The following is a 21,867-nucleotide window of genomic DNA, read 5'->3' on the forward strand; positions in this document are numbered from 1 at the left end:
CCGGAACCGGTCGCGGGCCGGGCGGCGCGGCGGCATACTCGTCGCAGATCGCGACGTAGCAGCCGCCGCGCCGCTGGACTCGGACCGAGAGGCACCACCATGGACTTCGACGACCTGCTGTCCCGGCTTCCGATCGACCAGATCGCGGCCTCTCTGGGGGTCGACGAGAAGACCGCCGAACAGGCGGCCCGGCAGGCGCTGCCGGCGCTCATCGGCGGCATGCAGGCCAACGCCCAAGACGCCGACGGCGAGCGGTCGCTCGCCAAGGCCCTCGACGCACACGACGACGAGCTCGTCAAGGGTGGCGTGAACCTCGACGACGTCGACACCGACGACGGCGAGAAGATCGTCAAGAACGTGTTCGGCGACAACCGCGACCAGGTCGTCAACCAACTCGCCGGCTTCAACAGCGAGGCCGGATCGGGCCTGGTCAGCAAGCTGCTGCCCATGCTCGCGCCCATCGTGCTGTCCTACCTCGCCGGCCAGCTCAAGGGCGGCGACAAGGCGGCCGCGCCGTCGCAGCAGGCGCAGTCCGGCGGCGGGCTGGCCGACATCCTCGGCGGCCTGCTGGGCGGGGGCGGCGGCCAGGGCGGCGGCGGTGGCCTCGGCGACCTCCTGGGCAGCCTCGGCGGCCTCCTCGGCGGCGGCAAGCGCTGACGCCGTCACCCGGCACGACACACGATCAGTGGCCCCTCACCCCACGACGGGTGAGGGGCCCTGACACGTGTCAACCGGCTAGGCCTCCGTCGACGTGAACGCGTAGAGGTTGCCGTCGAAGGCGCCGATCACCAGCGTGTTGCCGCTGATCGCCGGCGACGACGCGACCCACGTCCCGATCTCGAACCGCCACGTGACGGCTCCGGTCGCGCGGTCGAGCCCGTAGACGTACCCGTCGTTCGACCCGACGTAGACGGTCCCGCCGCTGACGACGGGCGACGACGTGATGCCGCCGCCGGTCCGTTGCGTCCACAGCAGCGCGCCGGTCCGGGCGTCGAGCGCCGTCACGTTGCCGTCGGAGAAGCCCATGTACGCGACGCCGTCGGCAACGGCCGGCGAGGAGCCGGTCGGAGTGCCGCGGACGTACGACGTGTCCGGGCTGGAGTAGCGCCAGACCTCCTGGCCGGTGGCCGCGTTCAGGACGATGAGGTCGTCGCCGGTGCAGCCCAGGTAGAGCAGCTCGCCGGAGTACGCCGGCGTGGTGTTGCGGCACGGCACGCCGCTGGGCCGCCGCCAGAGCTCCGCCCCGGTGCGGGCGTCGACGGACACCATCCAGCTGCCGTCGCCGGCGACGTAGGCGCGGCCGCCGCCGATGGTGGGCGCCGTCTCGGCGATCCAGCCGCTGTTGAGCCGGACGTCCCACAGAGCCTCGCCGGTCGCGGCGTCCAGCGCCATCAGCCGCCGGTCGCCCATGCTGTACACCTGGTAGACGATGCCGTCGGCGTAGTTCGGGGGCTCGTACATCCAGCCGCGGTGCACGCCGTCGGTCTGCTCGTCGCCCTTGGTCACCGACCACAGCTTCGCGCCGGTGCCGGCGTCCAGGGCGTACAGCGTGCCGCGGACCGTCGACGCGTAGACCCGGCCGTCGGCGACCACCGGCGTGCCCTCGACGTCCCCGTCGGTGCGGAACGTCCAGAGCGGCGCGCCCGTGGCGAGGTCGACGGCGTGGACGGCGCGGTGCGTCTCGCTGTTCTCGTCGCGGGTGCCGGCGTACACGACGCCGTCGGCGATGACCGGCGACGACGTGAGGATCGTGCCGGGCGTGCGGTAGCTCCACGCCGGTCGCAGCGACGGCGCCAGCACGTCCTGCGCGACGCCGGTGTAGGACGGGCCGCCCTTGAACATCGACCAGGGGCTGCCGCCGCGCGGCGTCTCGACGTCGGCGGCCGGCACGACGGTGAACGTCGACGACTCCGTCCACGCCTGCCCGCCGTCGTCGGTGACCTCGACGTCCATGGTGTGCCGGCCCGGGGTCAGGGCGCGCCCGCGGACCGGCCCCGCCCACGTCATGTCGTTGCTCTGACGCAGCGGCCGCCAGGGGCCGCGGTCGATCCGGTACCTGACGCCGGTGACGGTCGACGTCGTGTTGTAGGCGTTGACCTGGACCGTGTCGGTGGTCGTCGGCACGGTGCTGCCCGGCGCCGGGCTGGTGATCGTGAGGGCGTGCGAGACGCCGTACATCTTGAAGCCGTAGTCGACCTCCTGGCCGTCGAACGAGACGACGCGGAAGCCGTTGGGCTCCGCGTCCGACGTGGTGGCGGAGCTGTTGGTGACGACGTGCGCCGCCCCGCCGACCACCGACAGGTCGACGTCGTTGCGGTGCGTGTGCCCGGCCAGGACGAGCTTGACGTCGTACTGCTCCATCAGCTCGATGTACGGCGCCGGGCTGTTGCCGCCGCCGCCAGTGGCGGGCGTGTTCATCGGCCGGTGCACCATCACGACCACGTCCTTGCCGCCGCCGGCGTTCAGCTCGAGGTCCTGGCGCATCCACTCCAGCTGGGCGGGGTCGGAGAAGCCGGAGGTGTTCTCGAGGATCACGAAGTGCCGGCCGCCGTGGTCGAAGGAGTACCACTCCGGGCCGAGGTGCTCGCGGTAGTTGTCGTAGATCGCGCTGTCGTAGAAGTCGTGGTTGCCGACGGCGGGCCACACCGGCACCCGCGACGTCCCCGTCGTCGCCTTGTAACGGACGAACTCCTCGTCGAGGGCCTCGTCGGTGAGGTCGCCGGCGACCATCAGGAAGTCTGGCTGGTCGGTGAGCACGTTCAGCTCGCCCACGAGGTCCTCGAATATGGCCTGGCCCTCGTCGGTGAAGTTCAGCGACTGGGGGTCGGCGAGCAGGCCGAAGGTGAAGTCGCGGGTACGGCTCCACGGCGACTCCAGCAGCCCGAAGTCCGCGCTCGCCTGCTCGCCGGCCTCGAGCTCGCCCAGGTCGCGGTAGAACCGCGGCGTCATCGCCTCGTCCGGCGGCGCCTCGTAGCCGGCCGGCTGCGACACGAAGACGATCTCCAGCGTGCGCCTGGCCGGGTTGGTCTCGAGCGAGTACCGGCCGTCCCGGTCGGTCCGCACGATCGTGACGCCGTCGGACACGCTGACGCCGGCCAGGCCGCGCTCGCCACGCTCCTGGGTGCCGTCGCCGTCGCGGTCGGCGAACACGGTGCCGGTGACGACGGCGCCGCCGTCGGCCCGCGCGTCATCGACGGCCACGGTCGCCGTGAGCGTGGCGGCCAGCGCGGCCGTCACCGTGCCCAGGGCGAGCCAGGCCGCCGTGCGGCGGCGTTGCTCGGGTACAGACATGGGGGGTCCCTCCTACGGGGAGTCGGGGGGTGCGCGCCCGACGGTAGGAAGGACGATCGATCGTATCCAGTCGCCCAGATGCTGGGCGTATGTCCGGGAGATGAAGTTCGCGCGACGGCGACGCCCGGTCGGGTGTCGTCCGGCGCCGTGTCGGCGGGTCAGGTGTTGGGCGGGGCGGCGCTGATGTCGGCGAGCGCCGAGCGGGAGTCGTCGGACCGGGCGAGGTCGCCGATCGAGACCATGCCGACCGGGCGGCCCTCGTCGTCGACCACGGGCAGCCGGCGCACGGCCGACTCGCGCAGCCGCTGGACCGCCTCGTCGAGGCCGGTGTCCGGGCGGACGGTGACGACGTCGCCGGTGCAGCACTCGCCGACGGTGGCGGTGTTGGCGTCGCGGTCGGCGGCGACGACCCGGACGACGACGTCGCGGTCGGTCAGCACCCCGCGGATGCCGCCGCCCTCGCCGCCGCCCTCGCCGTCGACCACCACGACGTCGCCGATATCGTGCTCGCGCATCTGCGCCGCCGCCTCGCGGACGGTCGCGTCGGGCGGCAGGGTCACCACGTGCGGCGTCATCACGTCGCCGATGGATCGCTCACTCGTCATCGCCGGTCCATACCCGAGACCGCCGGGGTTGACACCGTCGGCGCACGGTGGTGTATTTAGCTTCATTGTTAATTAACCGAGTGGGTAACTACATGATCGACGACGAGCTCAGCCTCACCTTCGCGGCCCTCGCCGACCCGACCCGGCGCTCGATCCTCGCGCAGCTCACCCGCGGCGAGGCGACGGTGAAGGAGCTGGCCGCGCCGCACGCGATGAGCCTGCCCGCGGTGTCGCGGCACCTCAAGGTGCTCGAGCGGGCCGGGCTGGTGGTCAAGGGCCGCGAGGCGCAGTGGCGGCCGTGCCGGCTCCAGACCGCTCCCCTGCGCGACGTCGACGCCTGGATGGCGCCGTACCGCGCGTTCTTCGAGGAGCGGTTCGACCGCCTCGAGCAGCACCTCACGACCCTGATGACCGAGCAACCCCCGCACCCGGACGAGGAGTCCCGATGAGCACCCTGACCCGCGGTTTCGTCATCGTCCGCCGCTTCGCCGCATCCCGCGAGCTGGTCTTCCGCTCCTGGACCGACCCCGGCCTGCTGCGGTGGTTCGCCGACACCGGTGTACCAGCCGACCGGCACCCGACGACGGTCGACCTGCGGGTCGGCGGCGCCTGGCGCATCGACATGGTCGAGAGCCCGGAGCGCCGCTACACCACCGGCGGCGTCTACCGCGAGATCGTCCCGCCGGAGCGGCTCGTGTTCACCTGGGGCGCCGACGGCGGCTGGCCCGCTCTCGACCCCGCCCGGCCCGACGACAACCCCGTCGTCACCGTCACGTTCGAGCCCGTCGACGACGGCGACGGCGTCGACGGCGGCACCGAGATGACCGTGCACTTCGGCTTCCCGGACCACCTGACCGACGCCGAGGTCCAGAGCTGGCTGGACCTCGGCGTCGAGCCGGGCGTGCGCGAGACGGTCGCCCGCCTCCGCCTCTGACACGTGTCAGCGGCCGGGCGACGTCACCACCAGCTGGCCGGTCGCGGTCAGACCGGTGCCGGCGCCGACCCCGGTGAGCACGAGGAACCGGCCGTCGACGACGGCGGGGACGGCGACGGTGTGTGCGACGGCGCCGCTCGCGTCGGCCACGACGTCGACCGCCGCGAGGTCGCCGACGGTGACGGTCACCGTCTCGCCGGGACGGAAGCCGGACGCCGTCACGACCGCGTCCGAGCCGGGCCGGACCGCGCCGCGAGCGCCGATCCGCGCACCCGCCTGCACCCGGGCCAGCTCGGCGCAGGCCGAGCCGGGCGTCCCGTAGGACGGCAGCTCCACCGCGTCCTCCAGCACGCCGTCGTCCTCGCGCAGCCAGGTGAAGCCGATGGACCGGCTGCCCATCACCGCGCCGGAGGTGTTGATGACGCTGGCCTTGACCTGCGTCCCGGCGCTCGTGCTCGGCGCGTCGTCGCCCTGGCGGCCGGCGGTGACGACCTTGCAGGTCTCGCCCGGCGCGAACGTCACGGCCTGCATCGTCGCGCCGAACCGGCTGGTCGCCGAGCCGAGCACCGACACATAGCCGGTCACCGGCGTCGGCGACGGCCGGTCGAGGTAGACCGCGACCTCCGTCGTGCCGGGGCCGTCGCCCTCGTCGGCGTTGGGCGCGAACACGTCGATCGTCCGCCAAGTCCGCGCCTGCGCCGTCCCGACCGCGGAGGACTCGAACGCCAGGTCGGACAGGTACGCCGCGCCCGCCGTCGTCCCGGTGAACCCGACGGACACCAGGTCGGTGACGTCCAGCCCGGCCGCGGCCAGCGCCGTCACCGCCACGTCGGCCTGCTGCAGCACGATCTTCTTCAGCGTGCTCGCCGCCGCGTCGGTGGCCGACGTCGGCAGCCGCACCAGCGCGTACGGGTTCAGCTCGGAAACCGGCGCGGACCACGTCGCACCGCGAGCGTCCGTCACCGACAGCACCAGGTCCGTCGCCGTCGCCACGGTCTCGTCGGCGGCTAGCTTCACCGAGAGCCGCTCGAACCCGCTCGCGTCGGCCTGCCCGGCCGGGACGGCGACGGCGAGCCCGTCACCCGGTGCGGCCCAGGTCAGCCGGGTCAGCGGCGTCGCCGGCACGTTGCCGCCGTTGGACGCCGGGGTCCAGTGCGGCGCCACCGCGCTCGGCACCGAGGCGCACGGCGGCAGCTCCTGCGGCGTGGTCCGGCCGCTGAGGCTCGCACACACGACGGCGGACGCCGCGCCGACCGTCGTCACGGCCGGCGACGGTTCCTCGAACGTCGCCAACGTCGACCGCGACCCGGCCGGCGCCGTCGACACGCTGCGCACGTCCGCCCCGTCCAGCGACGACGGCACCGCGCCGGCGCCGTCGAACATCGGCAGGAACTGCTCCTCGCCGCCCATCGTCAGCCGGAACCAGGCCGACATGTACGCCGTCCCGACGTCGTACTGCTCGGCCGGGGTCAGCCGGATCGAGGTCGCCGCCACGGACGGGTCGGTGCCGCAGGTTGGCTCGACCCGCCGGGTCGCGCTCCCCCAGTCGTCGCTGACGCTGAAGGAGAACTGCCCCGGGGTCCAGACGGTGTTGAAGAAGTTGTGGTTGGCGCCCATGACCCACACGCCGCTGCGCAGCACGTCGTCGTCGAAGGCGTAGCGGGAGTCGTCGAGCATGTGCTGGCCCTGCTGGTTCGAGACGTCGCCGTCGCAGTAGGGCAGGATCACGTTCATCGGGACGTCCGGCACGGTCATGCGGCCGAAGTCGACCGGCGCGAGCGGCAGGATCGACTCGATCGCCCACGGCTGCGCCAGCGCCTGGTTGAGCACCGTCGCCGACGTCACGCCTTCGCCGCCGCGCGAGTGCCCCATCATGCCGATGTGGCTCAGATCGAAGCGGCCGCGCAGGTCGGCGGCGCGCACGCTGTCGAGGGCGTCGACGCCGTTGGGGAAGGCGTCGGCCCGCGCGGCGAGGGCTGCGGACCCTGCCGCGAGGGCCTGGTTCAGGGTGACCTCACGGTCCGTCCAGGCGTCGTAGTAGGCGACCCGGCGGCCCTTGGTGGCCTGGTCGAGCATGGTCAGGGTGTCGAGGAGCAGCTGGCCGCGGGCCTGCGCGCCCTGGTCGGCAGCGAGCTGGTTGTCGTTCGCGTTGACCGCGTTGGCCGAGATCGACACGACGGCGTAGCCGTGGCTCGCCAGCGCGCGGGCGGTGCCGTCGTACCCCAGGTAGCTCGGGATCGAGAGCCGGGCCGGGTCCGCGTCCGGCGACGGCGCGCACGGCCAGCGGTTCGGGTTGGCCTCGCCGGCGCCGTAGCAGGAGCCGTGCCGCCCGTGCAGCAGGATCACGGTGGGCCGGGCGCCGCCGGTCGTGGGCAGGTAGATCTTCCCCTCGAGCTCACCGCGGATCCCGCCGATCGCGGCCAGCGGGATCGCCTGGTCGCCGAACGCGTAGATCGACTCGGTCCAGTCGAACGGGCCCGGGTCCAGCGGGTCGGCCGCGATCGCGGCGATGGCCGCGTCCGGCACGACGGTGGCGGCACTAGCGTCCGGGGCGGGCGCCGTCGTCGCCGCGGGAGCCTCGCTCGACCACCCGGGGACGACGGTGTCAGCCGCCGCGACCGCGGGGTCGGCCGTGACGACCGTCAGCGACCGGCCGTCGCCGGACTCGGTGGCCAGGCCGATCGGCTCGCCGTCGACGACGATCGTCGGGGCGTCACCGCGGATCGGCAGCGGGCGATCGAGCTCGACGGTGACCTGATAGCCGCCGGGCGCCCGTTCGACGGACCAGTTCGGGCCGGACGCGACCTCGGCCGCCGGCTCGGGTGGTGCCGGTGCCGCGCCGGCCGGGGACGGCCCCGCGACCAGCGCGGCGAGCAACGCGGACGACAGCAGTGCCGTCGCGCCGGGGACGAGACCCCGGCGAGCAGACGTGCCCACAGATGGCTCCTAGGGGTAGAAGGGAGCCACAGTCTGTCCAGCGAAGCTTTCCGTACCATTTCATTGATTTAGCGCCGATATTTCGTATCCACACCCTTCCCCCGAGTTGATCAGCCGAGGCGCGCCAGCTGGTCCTCGGTGACCTCGTGCTGAAGCGGCTCGCCGGCGAGGAACCGGGCGATCTCGTCGACGACGATGCGGCCGCCACGGACCCGCGCCTCCACCGTGCCGCCCGCCTCGTGCGGCGTGAGCAGGACGTTCGGCAGCGACCGCAGCGCGTGGTCGACCGGTAGCGGCTGCTCGTCGTACACGTCGATGGCGGCGTCGATGCGCCCGGTGCGCAGCTCGGCCAGCAGCGCGTCGCCGTCGATGAGGGCCGCCCGCGCGGTGTTGACCAGCAGCGCCTCGTCGGGCAGGAGGGCCAGCTCGCGGGCGCCGATCATCCGCCGCGTCTCGGGCAGCACCGGGGCGTGTAGCGCGAGCACCCGCGACGTGCGCAGGACGGTGTCGAGGTCGGCCACCGTCACCCCCAGCTCCGCCGCTTCCTCCGAGGACAGATACGGGTCGGCGACGGTGACGATCCCGCCGAGCGCGCGCACCAGCTCGATGTAGGCCCGGCCGGTCCGCGACGCCCCGACGACGCCAACGGGGCAGCCGAGCAGCTCGTGCCGGGGCGGCGCCGACGCCTTCGCGTCGGCCCAGGGCACTCCGGTACGCAGGGCAAGGTCGAACCGGTGCACGCGGTGCAGGAGGGCAAGTGTCAGGGCAAACGCCTGCTCCCCCACGGCCCGGCCCATGGCGGCGCCGGCCTGGGTGACGCGGACCCCTCGCGCGAACAGCTCCGCGCTCACATACGGCTTCACGGACGCGCCGGTGTGGGCGACCAGCCGCAGCGACGGTGCCGCGTCCAGCACGTCCCCGGTCACGGCGGCACAGGGCCAGCTCGTCACCAGCACGTCGGCCGGACCGGCGAGCGCCGCCAGCCCGGCCGCGGAGCCGAGGCTGCCGCCGTCGTCGTCGGCCACCACCCGCAGCTCACCGAGCGAGGCCAGCTCCGACCACAGCGAGCCGGCGAAGAACAGCGCCCGCAGGTCCGCCGGCACCGCCACCGCGACGACAGCGCTCACCCCTTGACCCCGGTCATGGTGACGCCCTCGGTGAAGTAGCGCTGCCCGACCAGGTAGGCCATGAAGATCGGCACGAACGCCACCACCGACCCGGCCAGCACGACGTTCAACGGCGCGTTCTCGGCGTTCAGCGACGCCAGGCCCGTCGTCAGCGTGCGCATGTCGCTGCTCTGCCCGACGATCAGCGGCCAGAGGAAGTCGTTCCAGTGCCACAGGAAGACGAAGACGCCCAGCGTCGCCAGGATCGGCTTGATCAGCGGCAGCACCATGGACACGTACATGCGCCACTCCGAGCAGCCGTCCAGCATGGCCGCCTCGAACAGCTCGTCGGGCAGCGACTTGATGAACTGCCGCATGAGGAACACGGCCTGGGCGTTCGCCAGCGTCGGCAGGATCAGGCCCCAGTACGTGTTCACGCCGCCGGCCTCGGAGATGACGATGAAGCTCGGCACCAGCGTGACGTGGTACGGGACCATGATCATCGCGATGAACGACCAGAACATCACCTCCTTGCCCGGGAACCGCTTGCGGGCGAACGCGTAGCCGGCCAGCGACGCCAGGAACAGCACCGCGACCACCGACACGATGGAGTAGACGGCGGTGTTCAGGGTCCAGCGCAGCACCGACTCCGCGCCCAGGACGTGCTCGTACGCCTCGCCCGAGATCGGCCACGGCAACAGCGCCTCGGGCATGACGATGGCGCCGGTCGGCTTCAACGAGAGCACGACCATCGCGTAGAACGGGAACAGCGTGACGACGGCGGCCAGGAACAGCAGCACCGCCCGCGCGGCCTTCCCGCCGCGCGTGGGCTCGAGCGCCTTGTACGGACGGCGCTCACCCGGCGGCGCCGAGGCCACGTCGGCGTCCAGCGCGGCCGGAGTGCTCAGCGCGGTCATCGGTCCCTCCCCAGGGTCAGCCGCTGGATCAGCGCGACCACCAGCGTCATCACGAACAGCGCCAGCCCGATCGCGCTCGCGTACCCGAAGTCGAAGTACCGGAACGCCTGGTCGTAGAGCTGGAAGACGAGCATGTAGCTGGACTGCGCCGGCCCGCCCCCGGTCATGACGTAGACGGTGTCGAAGACCTGGAACGACACCGTCGTCTCGATGACCGCGAGGAAGAACAGCGCCGGCTTCAGCTCGGGCAGCACGATGTAGCGGAAGCGGTGCCAGGCGTTGGCGCCGTCGGTCAGCGCGGCCTCCTCGAGCTCGCGCGGGATGTCCTGCAGCCGCGCGAGCAGGATGAGCATGCCGAAGCCGAAGCGCGTCCACACGGCGACGATCACCAGCGCCGGCACCACCAGCGTGGTGTCGGAGAGCCACGAGCCCGACGGCAACCCGACGGCGCCCAGCAGCGACGACCACGGGCCGTCGGCCGAGAAGATCCAGGTGAACACGATGCCGGCCAGCACGAGGCTGGTCACGACCGGCAGGAAGAACATCGACCGGAACAGCTTGACCCCGCGGAACGAGCGCCGCACCAGCAGCGCCATGCCCAGGGCGGCCAGGATCGACAGCGGCACCGCGAGCACCGAGTAGATCAGCGTCGTGCGCAGCGCCCGCCAGAACAGCGGGTCGTCGACCATGCGCTGCAGGTTGTCCAGGCCGGTCCAGCTGGTCTCGGCGCCGATCGTGTAGTCGGTGAACGCGAGCAGGCCGCCCGCGATCGCCGGCCCGAACCGGAACGCCAGGAACAGCAGCAGGACCGGCAGGACGAACAGCAGCCCGATGCGGGCCTCCCGCCGGCGCATCGCCCGGCGGGAGGCCGGACGAGGCGCCGTGCGGGAGGCCGACGCGGTTCCGCTCACGGTCATCCGAGGAGCGGGTTCGCCGCTTCGGCGGCGTCGTCGAGCGCCTGCTGCGGGTCCTTGTCGCCGACGAGGACCGCCTGGATCTCCGGCGCCAGCACGCCCATGACCTCGCGGGCGTGCGCGTTGAGCGGGCCGACGGTGGTCAGGCCGGCGAACTGCTCGAGCTCGCCCAGGATCGGGTCGCCGTCGTACAGCGTGCCGACGGACTCCTTGGTGGAGAAGAACTTGCCGGTGGTGTCGTACTCCGCGGCCCGCTCGGCGGACGTGGCGAAGTCGATCCAGGCGCCGGCGGCGTCCTTGTTCTCCGAGCTGTTCAGCATGGACAGGGAGCCTACGGTGCCGTACTGGATCTGCTCGGCGTCCGTCAGCGGCGGCCGGACGACGACGTTCTCCTCGCCCCAGAAGTCGACGAGGTACTGCGGCTCCATGTGCCAGACGCAGGCGACCTTGTTCTGCGCGATGCGGGTCTGCTCGAGCGGCGGCTCGGTGGTGAGCTGCGCCGGGTCGACGAAGCCGCCCTCGACCAGCTGCTGCACGAACTCCAGCGCCTTGACGCCCTCGTCGCTGTTGAACGCGACCTCGGTGCCGTCCTCGTTGAAGACGTCGCCGCCGGCCTGCCAGAGCAGCGGGTAGAAGGACAGGTTGAGCGAGTTGGCGACGTCGCCGCCGTACGCCGTCATGTCGAAGCCGGCGTCCTTGAACGTGGGCGCCATCTCGAGCAGGTCGTCCCAGGTCTCGGGGTACTCCGTCTGCCCGACGGCGTCGAAGACCTGCTTGTTGCAGACCAGCGCGAGGACGCTCTGCAGGATCGGCGCGCCCATCATCTGGCCGTCGATGCTGACGGAGTCGACGACGTTGGGCCGGTAGTCGGCCTTCTCGTCCTCGCTCAGGTAGTCGTCGATCGGCTCGATGTTGCGGGCGTAGCCCGGCAGCTGGTCCGGGATCAGGTACACGACGTCGGGGGCGCTGTTGCCGGCGATGGCCGTGGTCAGGGCCTGGTCGCGGTCGGCCCACGGGAAGATCTCGACCGTCACGTCGACATCCGGGTACTCCTGGTTGAACGCCGCGATGGTGTCGTCCCAGAACCCGCGGTGCGTGGGCTCGTCGGCGATCGCAGGGTAGATCCACATGGTGACCTCGCCCGAGACGGCGCCGCTGTCACCGCCCTCGCCGCCGGTGGTGTCGGCGTCGTCGTCGCCACCGCAGGCGCTGGCCAGCAGGCCGATGCTCAGGGCGAGCACCGCTGCGGTCGGAGCGTAGCGAGTACGCATCTCCGGTCTCCTTCTCTCTGTTGCCAGGTGTCGTGGGGTGGTTCTCAGAGCACGGCCGCGTCGTCGGCCAGGCGGTCCCGCAGGACCGTCGCGTCGAGGTCGCCGACGGCGCCGCCCGGGGCGAGCGCCGCGGCGGTCCCGGCCGCCTGGCCGAGTGCCATGCACTGGGCCATCGAGCGCACCGAGGCGTGCGCGTCGTGGGTGGCGGACAGGCACCGGCCGGCGACGGCGACGTTGTCCAGTTCCGTGAGGAGCAGGCAGCGGTACGGCACGCCGTAGGTGCGTCCGGACCGGTGCCCGCCGACGTACTCCCAGATGGTCGACTCGCCGCCGTCGTGGTCCTCGACGGGGGCGCCGCAGCGGGCGACGGCGTCGGGGAACTCGCGCGCCCCGAGCACGTCGTCGCGGGTGAGCACGTACCGCCCGATCAGCCGGCGGGTCTCGCGCACCCCGATCCGGACCGAGGTGGAGAGCAGGTAGGCGTCCTCGTACCCCGGCACCTCCTCGGTGAGGAAGCGGACGTACTCGGCCACCTGGGCCCGTCCCTCGGCCTCCGCCGCCGAGAGTTGCCACGGGTCGGTCGGGTCCAGCCCGCTGACACGTGTCAGGTTCGTGTGCACGACGCCGGGCAGCACCGTCCGGTGCACCGAGCCCTCGCGGCGCGGCAGCCGGTAGCGCCCGGACTCGGCCGCCTTGGCCAGCCGCTCGTGCAGGTCCTTCGTACTGATGACGCCGGTGTCGACGCCGCCGAGCCGGAACGTCGCGGTGAGCGGCTGCAGCTTCTGGTCCTTGCTGGGCCGTTCGAGCGCGGCACCGGCCCGCCAGGCGACCTCGGCGTCGCCGCTGGCGTCGACGACGGCGTTCGCCCGGACGATGCGGGTTCCTGCCTTTGTGGCGACGGTGATCTGGGTGACCCGTCGGGTGGCCGGGTCGGTCTCGACACCGATGAGCGTCGTGTGCAGCAGGGTGTCGACGGCGGCAGCTTGCGTCAGGCGGTCCCAGACCAGCTTGAGCGCCTCGGGCTCGTAGGTGACCCCGGTGCCGGCGCCGTAGCTGTTCGGCCGCTCGAACGCCTGCTTGCTGTCGAGCAGGGCGGCGGCCACCTCCCAGCCGATGCCGCCGACGACGCGCCCGTCACCTCCGGGGGCGTAGAAGCCGTAGAACGTGTCGAGGACGGCCGCGCCGGTGCCGCCGAGGAAGCCGGCCGACTCGACCAGCAGCGTCCGGGCGCCGGTCCGGGCCGCCGCGACCGCGGCCGCGCAGCCCGCGGACCCGCCGCCGACCACGACGACGTCGCCCTCCCAGAGCAGCGGCGCCGCGGTCATCGCAGGCTCCAGCCGCCGTCGGCGGGCAGCACCGCGCCGGTGACCTGGCTCGACGACGGCGACAGCAGCCATTCGACGGCGGCGGCGACGGCGGCCGGTGTGCTGGCGCGCCCGTCACCGAGTGGCATCAATTCCGGGAGCCGCGCGGCGATGGCCGGGTCGGTCAGCGCGCGGGCCGCCATCGGGGTTTCGACCAGGCCGGGTGCCACGACGTTGACGCGGACGCCGTCGGGCGCCCCCTCGAACGCGGCCGCGCGGACCAACGTTTCAACGGCGCTCTTGCTGGTGAGATATGCGGCGGTGAGGAAGTCGCGGTCCAGGGTGCGGGCCAGCGCCGAGCCGACCACGACGACCGAGCCGCCGCCGTCGTTCTGGCGCAGCACCGGAAGCGCCGCGCGGAGCAGCCAGAACACCGAGTCGAGGTTGACCCGGTGGACGTCGCGCCAGGCCTCGTCGCTGCAGGTGCTGACCGGCCCGTCGCCGAGGCGCCGGCCCGAGCGGCCAACGGCGTGCACGACGCCGTCGAGGCGTCCTTGGAACGTGTCAACGGCCTGGGCGACCGCCTTCTCCGCTCCCCCGGGCTCGGTGATGTCGACGCCGTCGGGCCCGTCGCGGTCGACGGCGTGGACCTGGTGGCCCGCGGTGGTCAGGGCGGCGACGCACGCCGACCCGATGCCGCCGGACCCGCCGCAGACCAGGATCCTCATGGGGTGCCCCGCAGGACCTCGGCGGCGCGGCGCCCGTGCTCGAGGTAGGCCGCCTCGAACCGGGCGGCGGAGTCCTCGGCGCCGACGAGCGCCTTGCTGGTGAGCACGGGCGGCATGGTGCCGGCGGCCGTCAGCAGCTCGGCGACGCGCACCTTGATCTCGTTGACGATCGCGACGGCGGCCAGCGTGCTGCCCGGGCCGACCGGCACGTCGAGGCCGTCGATGCTGCACAGGGCGTCGCCGGGCGGCGTGCACAGGTCGATGACGACGTCGGCGTGGTCGGCGAGGCGCGTGCCCGAGCTGTGCCGGACCGGGGCCGAGCGCGACTCCGCGAGCGCCGTCACCGCGATGACCCTGAGGCCGGACTTGCGGGCCTGCTGGGCGATCTCGATGGGGACGGCGTTGAGGCCGCTGGCGCTGAACACGATGATCGCGTCGGTCTCGCGCAGGGTGAAGTTCGCCAGGATCTGCTCGGCGAGGCCCTCGACCCGCTCGATGAACATCGCCTGCCGCTGCCCGTTGGCGCCCACGACCTGCGTGTGGAACGTCATCGACAGCTCGACGATGGGGTGGAAGCCGGGATACGAGCCGTAGCGCGGGAAGAGCTCCTCCACCGGGATCCGCGAGTGGCCGGTGCCGAAGGTGTGCACCACGCCGCCACCGCCGATCGACTCCGCGCAGTACCGGCTGGCCGTCTCGATGGCCTCACCCTGCGTCCGCGCGATCGTGTCGAGCACCTCATGCGCTCGCCCAATCCAGCTCACGTCCACCTCCGTCCGTCGTCATGATCCGAGTGGCGGCCAGGGCGGCGCCGACGGCTCCCGCGTCGGCCCCCAGCCTGGCCGCGACGACGTCGACCGCACCGATGAAGTCGCGTCGTTCGGCAAGCGCGTGCTCGATGTGCGGGCGCAGCTGCGGCAGTCCTGCCGCGACGCCGCCGCCGATGACGAGCAGGTCCGCGGGCAGGACGGCGCACAGGCTGGCGATGGTCTCGCCGACGGCCCGGCCGGCGGCGGCGACGGCCTCGCTGGCCGCGGGGTCGCTCGTCGCGGCCTCGAAGGCGGCTTCCGCCGTCGGCAGGCCGGCCGCCCGCGCGATCGCCGTCGCGCTGGCGTAGGTCTCGAGGCAGCCGCGGTGGCCGCAGCCGCAGCGCGGCCCGGTGCGGTCGTGGACGAGGTGCCCGATCTCGCCCAGCCGGTCGTCCGGGCCGGTCAGCAGCGAGCCGCCGCTGACGACCCCGCCGCCGACGCCCGTCCCGAGCGTCAGGAAGAGCGCGTCGTCGTGGCCGCGGGCGGCACCGAGCACCCATTCGGCCAGGCAGAACGCGCGGGCGTCGTTGAGGACGGTGACCGGGCGGCCGGTGGACGCGCGCAGGGTGGCGGCGAGCGGGAAGCCGGGCCAGTCGCCGCGCAGGTTCGGCACGAACCGCACGATCCCCGTGCGCCGGTCGACGTGGCCGGGGACGCCGACCCCGATGGCCGCGGTGTCGCCTCCGGCGGCGGTCTCGGCGACGGCGGCCAGTTCGGCCGCGACGGTGTGCGGGTCGTCCGCGGTGGGAATGCTGCCGCGCACGACGACGGTGGCGGTCCGCGCATCGAGGACGGCCCACTTGACCGTGGTGCCGCCCACATCGATGCCCAGGACCTGCTCGCGCACGTCTCGAACCCTTCTCCCGACCGATCCGATCAACCTGACTGGCTGTCTAGATGGGTAGAGTATCTATACTGCTAGTGAGTTCGTCAACCACTGCGAGGTCGGGGGCCAGAACGATGACGACCACACCGCCCGCCTACGTGATCATCGAGCGTGAGCTGCGCAAGATGATCGCGAAGGCGCAGCCCGGCGACCCGCTGCCGTCCGACGCCGAGCTGTGCCGGCGCTTCGGCGTCAGCCGCATGACGGCGCGTCAGGCCGTGCAGCGACTCGCCTCCGACGGCCTGCTGTACCGCGTGTCCGGCCGTGGCACGTTCGTCGCGCAGACGCCCGTGCACCGTCGCATCAACACCCTGCTCTCGTTCACCGAAGAGATGCGCCGCCGCGGCCTCAAGGCCGGGTCGCGCATGCTCCAGTCCGGGGTGCGCGCCGGCACCGACCAAGAGGTCGTCGCGCTGCAACTCCCGGTCGGCAGCCTGGTGGTCGCGATCCAGCGGCTCCGGCTCGCCGACGGCGTCCCCATGGCCGTCGAGCACGTGCGGCTGCCCGCCGTCTGCGCCGGGGTGCTCGAGGCGAACCTCGAGGAGTCGTCGCTGTTCGTGGCGCTCGAGGCGATCGGCCGCACCCCCACGCAGGCCTACGGCACGCTGACGGCGGCCGCGGCGGACGTGCAGGAGGCGCAGTGGCTGAACGTGCCGACGGGCGCGCCGCTGCTGATCGAGCAGCGCACCATCCACGACCAGGCCGACGTGCCGGTCGAGTTCACCGAGTCCCGCTACGTCGGCGGCCGCTACCTCTTCGACATCGAGCTGCTCCGCCAGCCCGGCTGACCCTGCCCGCCCGCCCGCCCGCCCGCCCGCCTGGAAATGATCACGTTCAGCACGAAATCCCGTGCCGCACCACGATTGCAGGCCTCATGACGCTCGGGTAAACGTAGTGGCGCCCCTGGACAACCGCTTTCCCGCAGCGGGCTGGGCCGCCCACCACGATCACCCGAGCATCACCACGATTGCAGGCGTAGTACGGCACGGGATTTCGTGGTGAACGTGATCATTCCGAAGCGGACCACGTCAAAGCGGTCCAGGGGTTGGTGCGCAGGATCGCCGCCGTCGCGTCGTCGCCGGCCAGGGCGCGCAGCCGCGGCACGAACGTCTCCCCCAGCACCGCCATGCCGGGCCCGCCGCCGTACGCGCGCAGCTGCGAGCGCCGTCCCACGTCCGTGCCCAGCAGGACCTTGTCGCCGTAGCCGCCGTCGACCATGCGCCCGATCAGCTCGAGCAGCACGGAGTCGGGCCGATACTTGATCCGCCCGACGGTGTCGTACAGCAGGTAGGCGCCGCGCGCGGCCAGCTCGGCGTGCAGCCCGGGGTCGGGGTTGCGGTCGAGGTGCGCCAGCAGCACCCGGTTCGCCGGCACGCCGTCGTCGGCGAGCAGGTCGAGGAGCTCCGGGCCCATGGTCCCGATCTCGCAGTGGACGGCGACCGGCGCACCCGTCCGCCGCGCGGCCGCGGCACCCGCGGACAGCCGCAGGCGCTCGGCCGCCGACGCCCGCTGGTAGGACGCGCCGAGCTTGATGATCCCGGCACGGTGCGACGACGGCGACGGCTGCGGTCCCTGCCAGTCGCGCCCGTCGATGCCGCTGGTCAGGTCGGCGACGAGCACCTCCTCCAGCACCGACGCAGGCTCGCGGTACACCCAGTGCCCCGCCGGGTAGTGGGCGTCGCGGTGGTAGCCGGTCGCGGCGACGACGTGGACCCCCGTCTGCCGGCTCACCGCCGCCAGCCCGGTGACCGAACGGCCGAGCCCGACCGGCGTCAGCTCGACGATCGTGTCGATGCCGCTGGCCTGCACCGACTCGACCTCGCGAGCCATCGCATCGACGTCGCCGAACTGGTCGCCCTGCAAGGCGGCCGAGTGCAGGAAGAGGTGCTCATGGGCGTCGACGGCGCCCAGCCCGGCCGGGTCGACCGGGCCGAGCACCGTCATGACGAATCCGTTCACGGCACCAGCTTGTGCAACACGGCGCCCTTCGACAGGTACAACGCGCCGTCGTCGCCCAGAACGACCGCGGAGACGCCGTCCGCCGCCGTCGTCACCGTGCCCGTCGAGGTGTCGACGCGCAGCAGCTGCCCGCCGACGACGGCGTACACGGTGCCGTCGGGCAGCACCGCGAGCCGCTGCCCCTCGGACCAGACGTGGTCGACGGTGTCCCAGTTCTCGGCCGGCACCGCGATCTCACGCACGACCTGCCGCGAGTCGACGTCCAGCTCGAACAGCCGCCCGCGGGTCAGCCCCCACAGGGTGCCGGACGGCGACACCGCCAGCTCCGTGACCGCGGGCGTGCCCGGGTACGGTACGACCTCCCAGAGCTTGGTGCGCGTGACCGGGTCGTACGCGAACACCCGGCCGTCGTCCTCCAGCGGCACGATGCCGAGCCCCGCCCACTTCGACGTGCTGGCGTAGACGACGTCGCCGATCGCGACCGCCGACACGACGCTGCCGGTCCCGGCGACCCCGCGGTCGACCGAGACCGACCCCGTCGCCGGGTCGTAGACGCTGATCGCGCCGGTGAGCTGGCCGTAGTTCGGCACCGTCCCGATGACCACGCGGCCCGCCGCCGACGCCAGCGCCAGCGGCCGGTCCTGGCCCTGCCCGGCGAGGTTCGCGACGGGGCCCGGGTTGCTGCCCCACACGAACGGCTCGGACGGCCGGTACAGCAGCACCGATCCCGCGGGATACGTGCCGAGGTAGAGGTCGTCGCCGACGCGGAGCATCTCGTCGGTCTGCCCGACGGTCCCCCGCGGCACCTGCTCCATGCCGCCCGTCGCCGGGTCGTACCAGGACAGCCCGCCGGAGCCGAGGCCGCCGGCCCAGATGCGCCCGTCCGGCCCCACACCCAGCGACCGGATGTGCACCGGCTCGCCGACGATGTCCAGCTGGTCGACGCGGGACTCACCGGTGCGCGGGTTGTGCACCCAGAGCCGGCCGATGTAGTCGGTCATCACCAGCGACTCGCCCGGGTAGCCGTCCTCCTGCAGGTCGATCCAGGCGAACCCGCGCGACGTGAACATCGACGGGAACGCGCCGGTCTCGCGGGTGCGCCCGGTGAGCGTGCTGAAGGCGCGCAGCCGGCCGTTGGTGCCGACGAAGTAGACCTCCTTGCGCATCGGCGAGATCGGCGAGACGTCCAGCCCGCCGGCCGGGCCGAGCGGTGTCAGCCACTCCCGCGCGTCGAGGTCGTAGCGGAGCATGGTGCGCGACGCGGTCAGGTGCACGTAGGCGACACCGTCGCGCTGGCTGACCTGGTTGACCTCGTGCTCGGCGTCGTACGGGGCCGGCAGCGGGACCGGCGTGACGGCGCCGGAGGCGATGTCGACGCGGACCAGCCGGGCCTTCTGCGTCCCCAGCCCGGCGTACACGGAGTCGCCCCAGACGACGACGCTGCGCACGTACTGCGAGTCCGGCGAGAGGTTGCCGTAGTCGCGGAACGCCCCGGTGTCCGGGTCGTAGCTGAACAGCTGCCCCGTCGGGTAGCCGCCGAAGAACACCGTCCCGTCCGGACCGATCCCCAGGCCGTACAGGTAGCTGACCGCCGTCGACGGCCGGCCGAGGTCGGTGAGCGTGTCGGTCGCGTAGTCGTAGGAGTACAGCCGACCCTGTTGAAACGTTGCGATGTAGACCGTGCCGTCGGGGGCGACGGCGAGGTCACGCGACCCGATGGCGCCCGGCAGCCGGACCGACCGGATCGACTCGCGGCTGCGCAGGTCGATGACGTGCAGGCTGGTCGTGCCGGAGCCGAGCAGCACCGTGTAGATGACGGGCCGGCCGTCGGGCAGCGTGGCGTAGGTGACCTTGTCGATGGCGACGTTGGTGATCGGCGTGCCGACCTCGGTCACCTCGGTAGCGGCCGCCGGGTCGACGGCGGGGTCGGCCGGGGCGCTCGCCGCACCGGCGACCACGAGGGCACCGGCGACGGCGAGCGTCGCGACTCGTCGAGCGAGACGTGGCATTGAAACGTTCTCCCGTCGGGACTGAGTGGCTCAGGTGAAGATGAAGTGCCGGCCGTCGAGCGCCTCGGTCACCGCGACCTGGCTGATGACGTCGCCGTTCGCGACGGCCTCGGCGGTGGTCTTGAGGATGATCGGCTGGGTCGTGACCTGCGTCGTCGCGCCGGTGGCGACCAGGGCCACGGTCGGAGCGCCGGCCCCGGCGGTGTCGCACTCCAGCAGCTTGACGGTGTACTTCAGCTCGCCGCCGACGACGGGGACCGCGATGACCACGAGCTGGACCTCCCAGCTGCCGGCCTGGCCGGGCGTCAGCGGCGCGGTCAGCACCACCGTCGTGCCGACATAGACGCGCAGGGTCTTCGCGTTGGCGTTGTTCGCGGTGGTGCCGGTGAAGGTCGAGCGCACCGCGTTGCCGATCCGGTGCAGGTTGTAGGCCGGCACCGCCTGGATCTGCAGGTTGTCCTCGCCCGTGCCGCCGTTGCCGACGGGGCCGGTGGTGAGCAGCGGCCGGAGCAGCTGGCCCTGGTTCTGGTAGACGGCGACGTTGGACGCGCCGGCGCGGACCGACGTCGTGCCGGCGGGCGCGCGGTTGTTGGTCGCGAACCCGGTAGCGCCCGCGTTGGTGATGTCGATGAAGACGCCGTGGGTGTCGTTGACGACGGTGCCGGGGACGCGGATCAGCGTGTTGTCGCGGACCTCGACGTTCGTGTAGTTGTCGATCCGGCTGCAGCGCGTCGCCATGGCCCCCGGCGTCCGCGTCATGACCTTGTTGTCGCTGACCTCGAGGAAGTCCTTCGCCGTCGAGCTGCCGGCCTGCAGCCAGAAGATCTGCGGGTCGTCGATCGTGTTGCCGACGACCCGGTTGCGGTTGCCCTGCACGACGACGGAGCGCGAGAAGCCCTTGATGAGGCTGTCGCGGATCTCGCTGTCGTTGTCCTGCGGGATCGCGAAGAAGCCCATGGTCTGGGTCTCGGAGTACGCGTGCGGCGGCTCCGGGTTGTTCCGCTTGGCCAGGCGGCGGCCGCCGACGATGGTGCAGTTCTCGACGATCACACGCCCGAGCGGCCCCCACGTGTGCGAGACGCCGACCGAGTACCCCGTCGCGTCGATGTAGCTGCCGGACAGGCGCAGCGTGCCCTCGACTGAGCCGGCCCAGTCGATGCAGTTGAGGTTCTGCTCGCCGATGTCGGTCTCGGCCGGGTTCACCGACACGAAGTCCGCCCCCGGGTAGCAGTGGACGTCGCGGACGTCCCAGTTGCCGCCCTGGAACTTCATGCAGCGCCGGGTCTGCCCGTTGTAGTAGAGGTGGCAGCTCTCGATGGTGCCGTGCATGGTCGGCACCGGACGCAGGTCGAGCAGGTGGAAGAAGTCGTTGTCCTCGCCCTCACCACCGGAGATGGTGACGTTGCGGATGGCGACCCGCTCACACTCGTACATCATCAGGTGGTTGACCTTGCCGGCCTGGTTGGCGTAGACGTCGTCCTTGCGCCCGACGAAGTCGCGGCCCACGTAGCCGTCGATGATCACCTCCTTGACCGTCTTGCACAGGATCCCGAGCGTGCCCAGCGACGTGGAGTTGCCGACGAGATCGGTGAACCCCATGTTGATCATGGTCGTGTCGTACGCGCGGAACTCGCCGCCGTCGGAGCGCCAGCAGTCCTCGGGGAGGTTCTGCCCGTCGGCGTTCAGCCCGTACAGGCGGGTGTCGCAGTTGGTCGCGTGGAACCAGCGGCCGGCCGGGCCGACGGCGTGCAGGCTCGCGTCGGGCAGCAGCAGCGCGCCCGGCATGAACCGCACGTTGACGACCAGATCGGTCATGATCACCTGAGCGACGGTGTACGTGCCCGGCGGGACGACGACCTGCCGGCCGTCCGCCGCGGTGACGTCGGCCAGGAACGCGGCCGCGTTGGCGGCCCCCGTGGCGGCCGGGTCCATGGTGCTCTCGAACTCGCCCGCGGAGAAGAGCCTCCTGGGGCTGGGTCGCGCGGCGCCGGCCGCCGGCGCGGTCGCGACGACTCCGGCTGCGGCACCGGCCGTGGCGGCGGTGACCAGTGCGCGGCGGGTGAAGGTGCTCATCGTGCCTCCCGGTTGTCTAGCGGTATAGACAGATAGACACTTGTGGCGGCACCCTAGCGGCCTGTCTGGATTTCGGTCAATGCCGGATTTCGCCCCGTGATCACCGGGGCTGCGCGGCGGGATC

The 21,867-nt window shown here is 72.4% G+C and carries 18 protein-coding genes; 4 read left to right on the top strand and 14 right to left on the bottom strand.

Translation table 11 applies throughout. The features are described from left to right. The first annotated feature begins 99 nt into the window (after positions 1-99). Positions 100-657 (top strand): DUF937 domain-containing protein, encoded by a 558-nt coding sequence (locus HD601_RS22965; protein ID WP_184825792.1) that lies wholly within the window; start codon positions 100-102, stop codon positions 655-657. Positions 658-735: 78 nt separating this feature from the next. On the opposite strand, the gene HD601_RS22970 is transcribed toward HD601_RS22965, so the two are convergent. Together HD601_RS22970 and HD601_RS22975 are read right to left on the bottom strand one after the other, a co-directional pair. Then, positions 736-3,291, bottom strand: coding sequence for an outer membrane protein assembly factor BamB family protein (locus HD601_RS22970; protein ID WP_184825794.1), 2,556 nt, complete (start codon positions 3,289-3,291; stop codon positions 736-738). 158 nt (positions 3,292-3,449) lie between these two features. Further along, positions 3,450-3,896 carry a CBS domain-containing protein gene (locus HD601_RS22975; RefSeq protein WP_184825796.1) on the bottom strand — a complete coding sequence of 149 codons (447 nt, stop codon included), beginning with the start codon at positions 3,894-3,896 and terminating at the stop codon, positions 3,450-3,452. 92 nt (positions 3,897-3,988) lie between these two features. On the opposite strand from HD601_RS22975, the gene HD601_RS22980 reads away from it, so the two are divergent. Beyond that, complete coding sequence (locus HD601_RS22980; RefSeq protein WP_184825798.1) at positions 3,989-4,345, top strand: ArsR/SmtB family transcription factor; 357 nt, start codon at positions 3,989-3,991, stop codon at positions 4,343-4,345. Continuing rightward, positions 4,342-4,830, top strand: a complete 489-nt coding sequence (locus HD601_RS22985) for an SRPBCC family protein (protein ID WP_184825800.1) — start codon at positions 4,342-4,344, stop codon at positions 4,828-4,830. Before HD601_RS22980 ends, HD601_RS22985 begins: the two co-directional genes overlap by 4 nt. 6 nt (positions 4,831-4,836) lie before the next feature. Here the strand turns inward: HD601_RS22985 and HD601_RS22990 are convergent, their stop codons facing one another. The 9 genes from HD601_RS22990 to HD601_RS23030 all read right to left on the bottom strand — a co-directional run bounded on the left by HD601_RS22990 (position 4,837) and on the right by HD601_RS23030 (position 15,663). After that, positions 4,837-7,767 (bottom strand): alpha/beta hydrolase, encoded by a 2,931-nt coding sequence (locus tag HD601_RS22990; RefSeq protein ID WP_184825802.1) that lies wholly within the window; start codon positions 7,765-7,767, stop codon positions 4,837-4,839. Between the two features lie 110 nt (positions 7,768-7,877). After that, positions 7,878-8,894, bottom strand: coding sequence for an NAD(P)-dependent oxidoreductase (locus HD601_RS22995; RefSeq protein WP_184825804.1), 1,017 nt, complete (start codon positions 8,892-8,894; stop codon positions 7,878-7,880). After that, positions 8,891-9,790, bottom strand: coding sequence for a carbohydrate ABC transporter permease (locus HD601_RS23000; RefSeq protein WP_184825805.1), 900 nt, complete (start codon positions 9,788-9,790; stop codon positions 8,891-8,893). The genes HD601_RS22995 and HD601_RS23000 overlap by 4 nt, the downstream gene beginning before the upstream one ends. After that, positions 9,787-10,644: a carbohydrate ABC transporter permease gene (locus HD601_RS23005; protein WP_221441225.1), complete on the bottom strand. Its 858-nt coding sequence runs from the start codon at positions 10,642-10,644 to the stop codon at positions 9,787-9,789. The genes HD601_RS23000 and HD601_RS23005 overlap by 4 nt, the downstream gene beginning before the upstream one ends. A 59-nt stretch (positions 10,645-10,703) precedes the next feature. Next, positions 10,704-11,975, bottom strand: coding sequence for an ABC transporter substrate-binding protein (locus HD601_RS23010; protein ID WP_184825809.1), 1,272 nt, complete (start codon positions 11,973-11,975; stop codon positions 10,704-10,706). 44 nt (positions 11,976-12,019) lie between these two features. Then, positions 12,020-13,300: an FAD-dependent oxidoreductase gene (locus tag HD601_RS23015; RefSeq protein WP_184825811.1), complete on the bottom strand. Its 1,281-nt coding sequence runs from the start codon at positions 13,298-13,300 to the stop codon at positions 12,020-12,022. Further along, entirely contained in the window at positions 13,297-14,007 is a 711-nt protein-coding gene (locus tag HD601_RS23020) for an SDR family NAD(P)-dependent oxidoreductase (protein ID WP_184825813.1), read from the bottom strand. The genes HD601_RS23015 and HD601_RS23020 overlap by 4 nt, the downstream gene beginning before the upstream one ends. Then, positions 14,004-14,744, bottom strand: a complete 741-nt coding sequence (locus HD601_RS23025; RefSeq protein ID WP_343076441.1) for a sugar isomerase domain-containing protein — start codon at positions 14,742-14,744, stop codon at positions 14,004-14,006. Before HD601_RS23025 ends, HD601_RS23020 begins: the two co-directional genes overlap by 4 nt. A gap of 1 nt (position 14,745) precedes the next feature. Then, positions 14,746-15,663, bottom strand: a complete 918-nt coding sequence (locus tag HD601_RS23030) for an ROK family protein (protein ID WP_184825817.1) — start codon at positions 15,661-15,663, stop codon at positions 14,746-14,748. 113 nt (positions 15,664-15,776) lie between these two features. Between HD601_RS23030 and HD601_RS23035 the strand changes: the two genes are divergently transcribed. Continuing rightward, positions 15,777-16,490 carry a GntR family transcriptional regulator gene (locus HD601_RS23035; RefSeq protein WP_184825819.1) on the top strand — a complete coding sequence of 238 codons (714 nt, stop codon included), beginning with the start codon at positions 15,777-15,779 and terminating at the stop codon, positions 16,488-16,490. Positions 16,491-16,710: 220 nt separating this feature from the next. Here HD601_RS23035 and HD601_RS23040 read toward each other — a convergent pair whose 3' ends face one another. From HD601_RS23040 to HD601_RS23050, 3 genes are read right to left on the bottom strand one after another with little or no spacing between them, the layout of a single operon-like run. Continuing rightward, positions 16,711-17,661: a phosphotriesterase family protein gene (locus HD601_RS23040; protein WP_184825821.1), complete on the bottom strand. Its 951-nt coding sequence runs from the start codon at positions 17,659-17,661 to the stop codon at positions 16,711-16,713. Beyond that, positions 17,658-19,670 (bottom strand): NHL repeat-containing protein, encoded by a 2,013-nt coding sequence (locus HD601_RS23045; RefSeq protein WP_184825823.1) that lies wholly within the window; start codon positions 19,668-19,670, stop codon positions 17,658-17,660. The genes HD601_RS23040 and HD601_RS23045 overlap by 4 nt, the downstream gene beginning before the upstream one ends. A gap of 30 nt (positions 19,671-19,700) precedes the next feature. Continuing rightward, positions 19,701-21,743 (bottom strand): hypothetical protein, encoded by a 2,043-nt coding sequence (locus HD601_RS23050; RefSeq protein WP_184825825.1) that lies wholly within the window; start codon positions 21,741-21,743, stop codon positions 19,701-19,703. Positions 21,744-21,867: the final 124 nt, after the last annotated feature.

The sequence above is a fragment of the Jiangella mangrovi genome, from assembly GCF_014204975.1.
GTDB classification, from domain to species: Bacteria; Actinomycetota; Actinomycetes; order Jiangellales; family Jiangellaceae; genus Jiangella; species Jiangella mangrovi.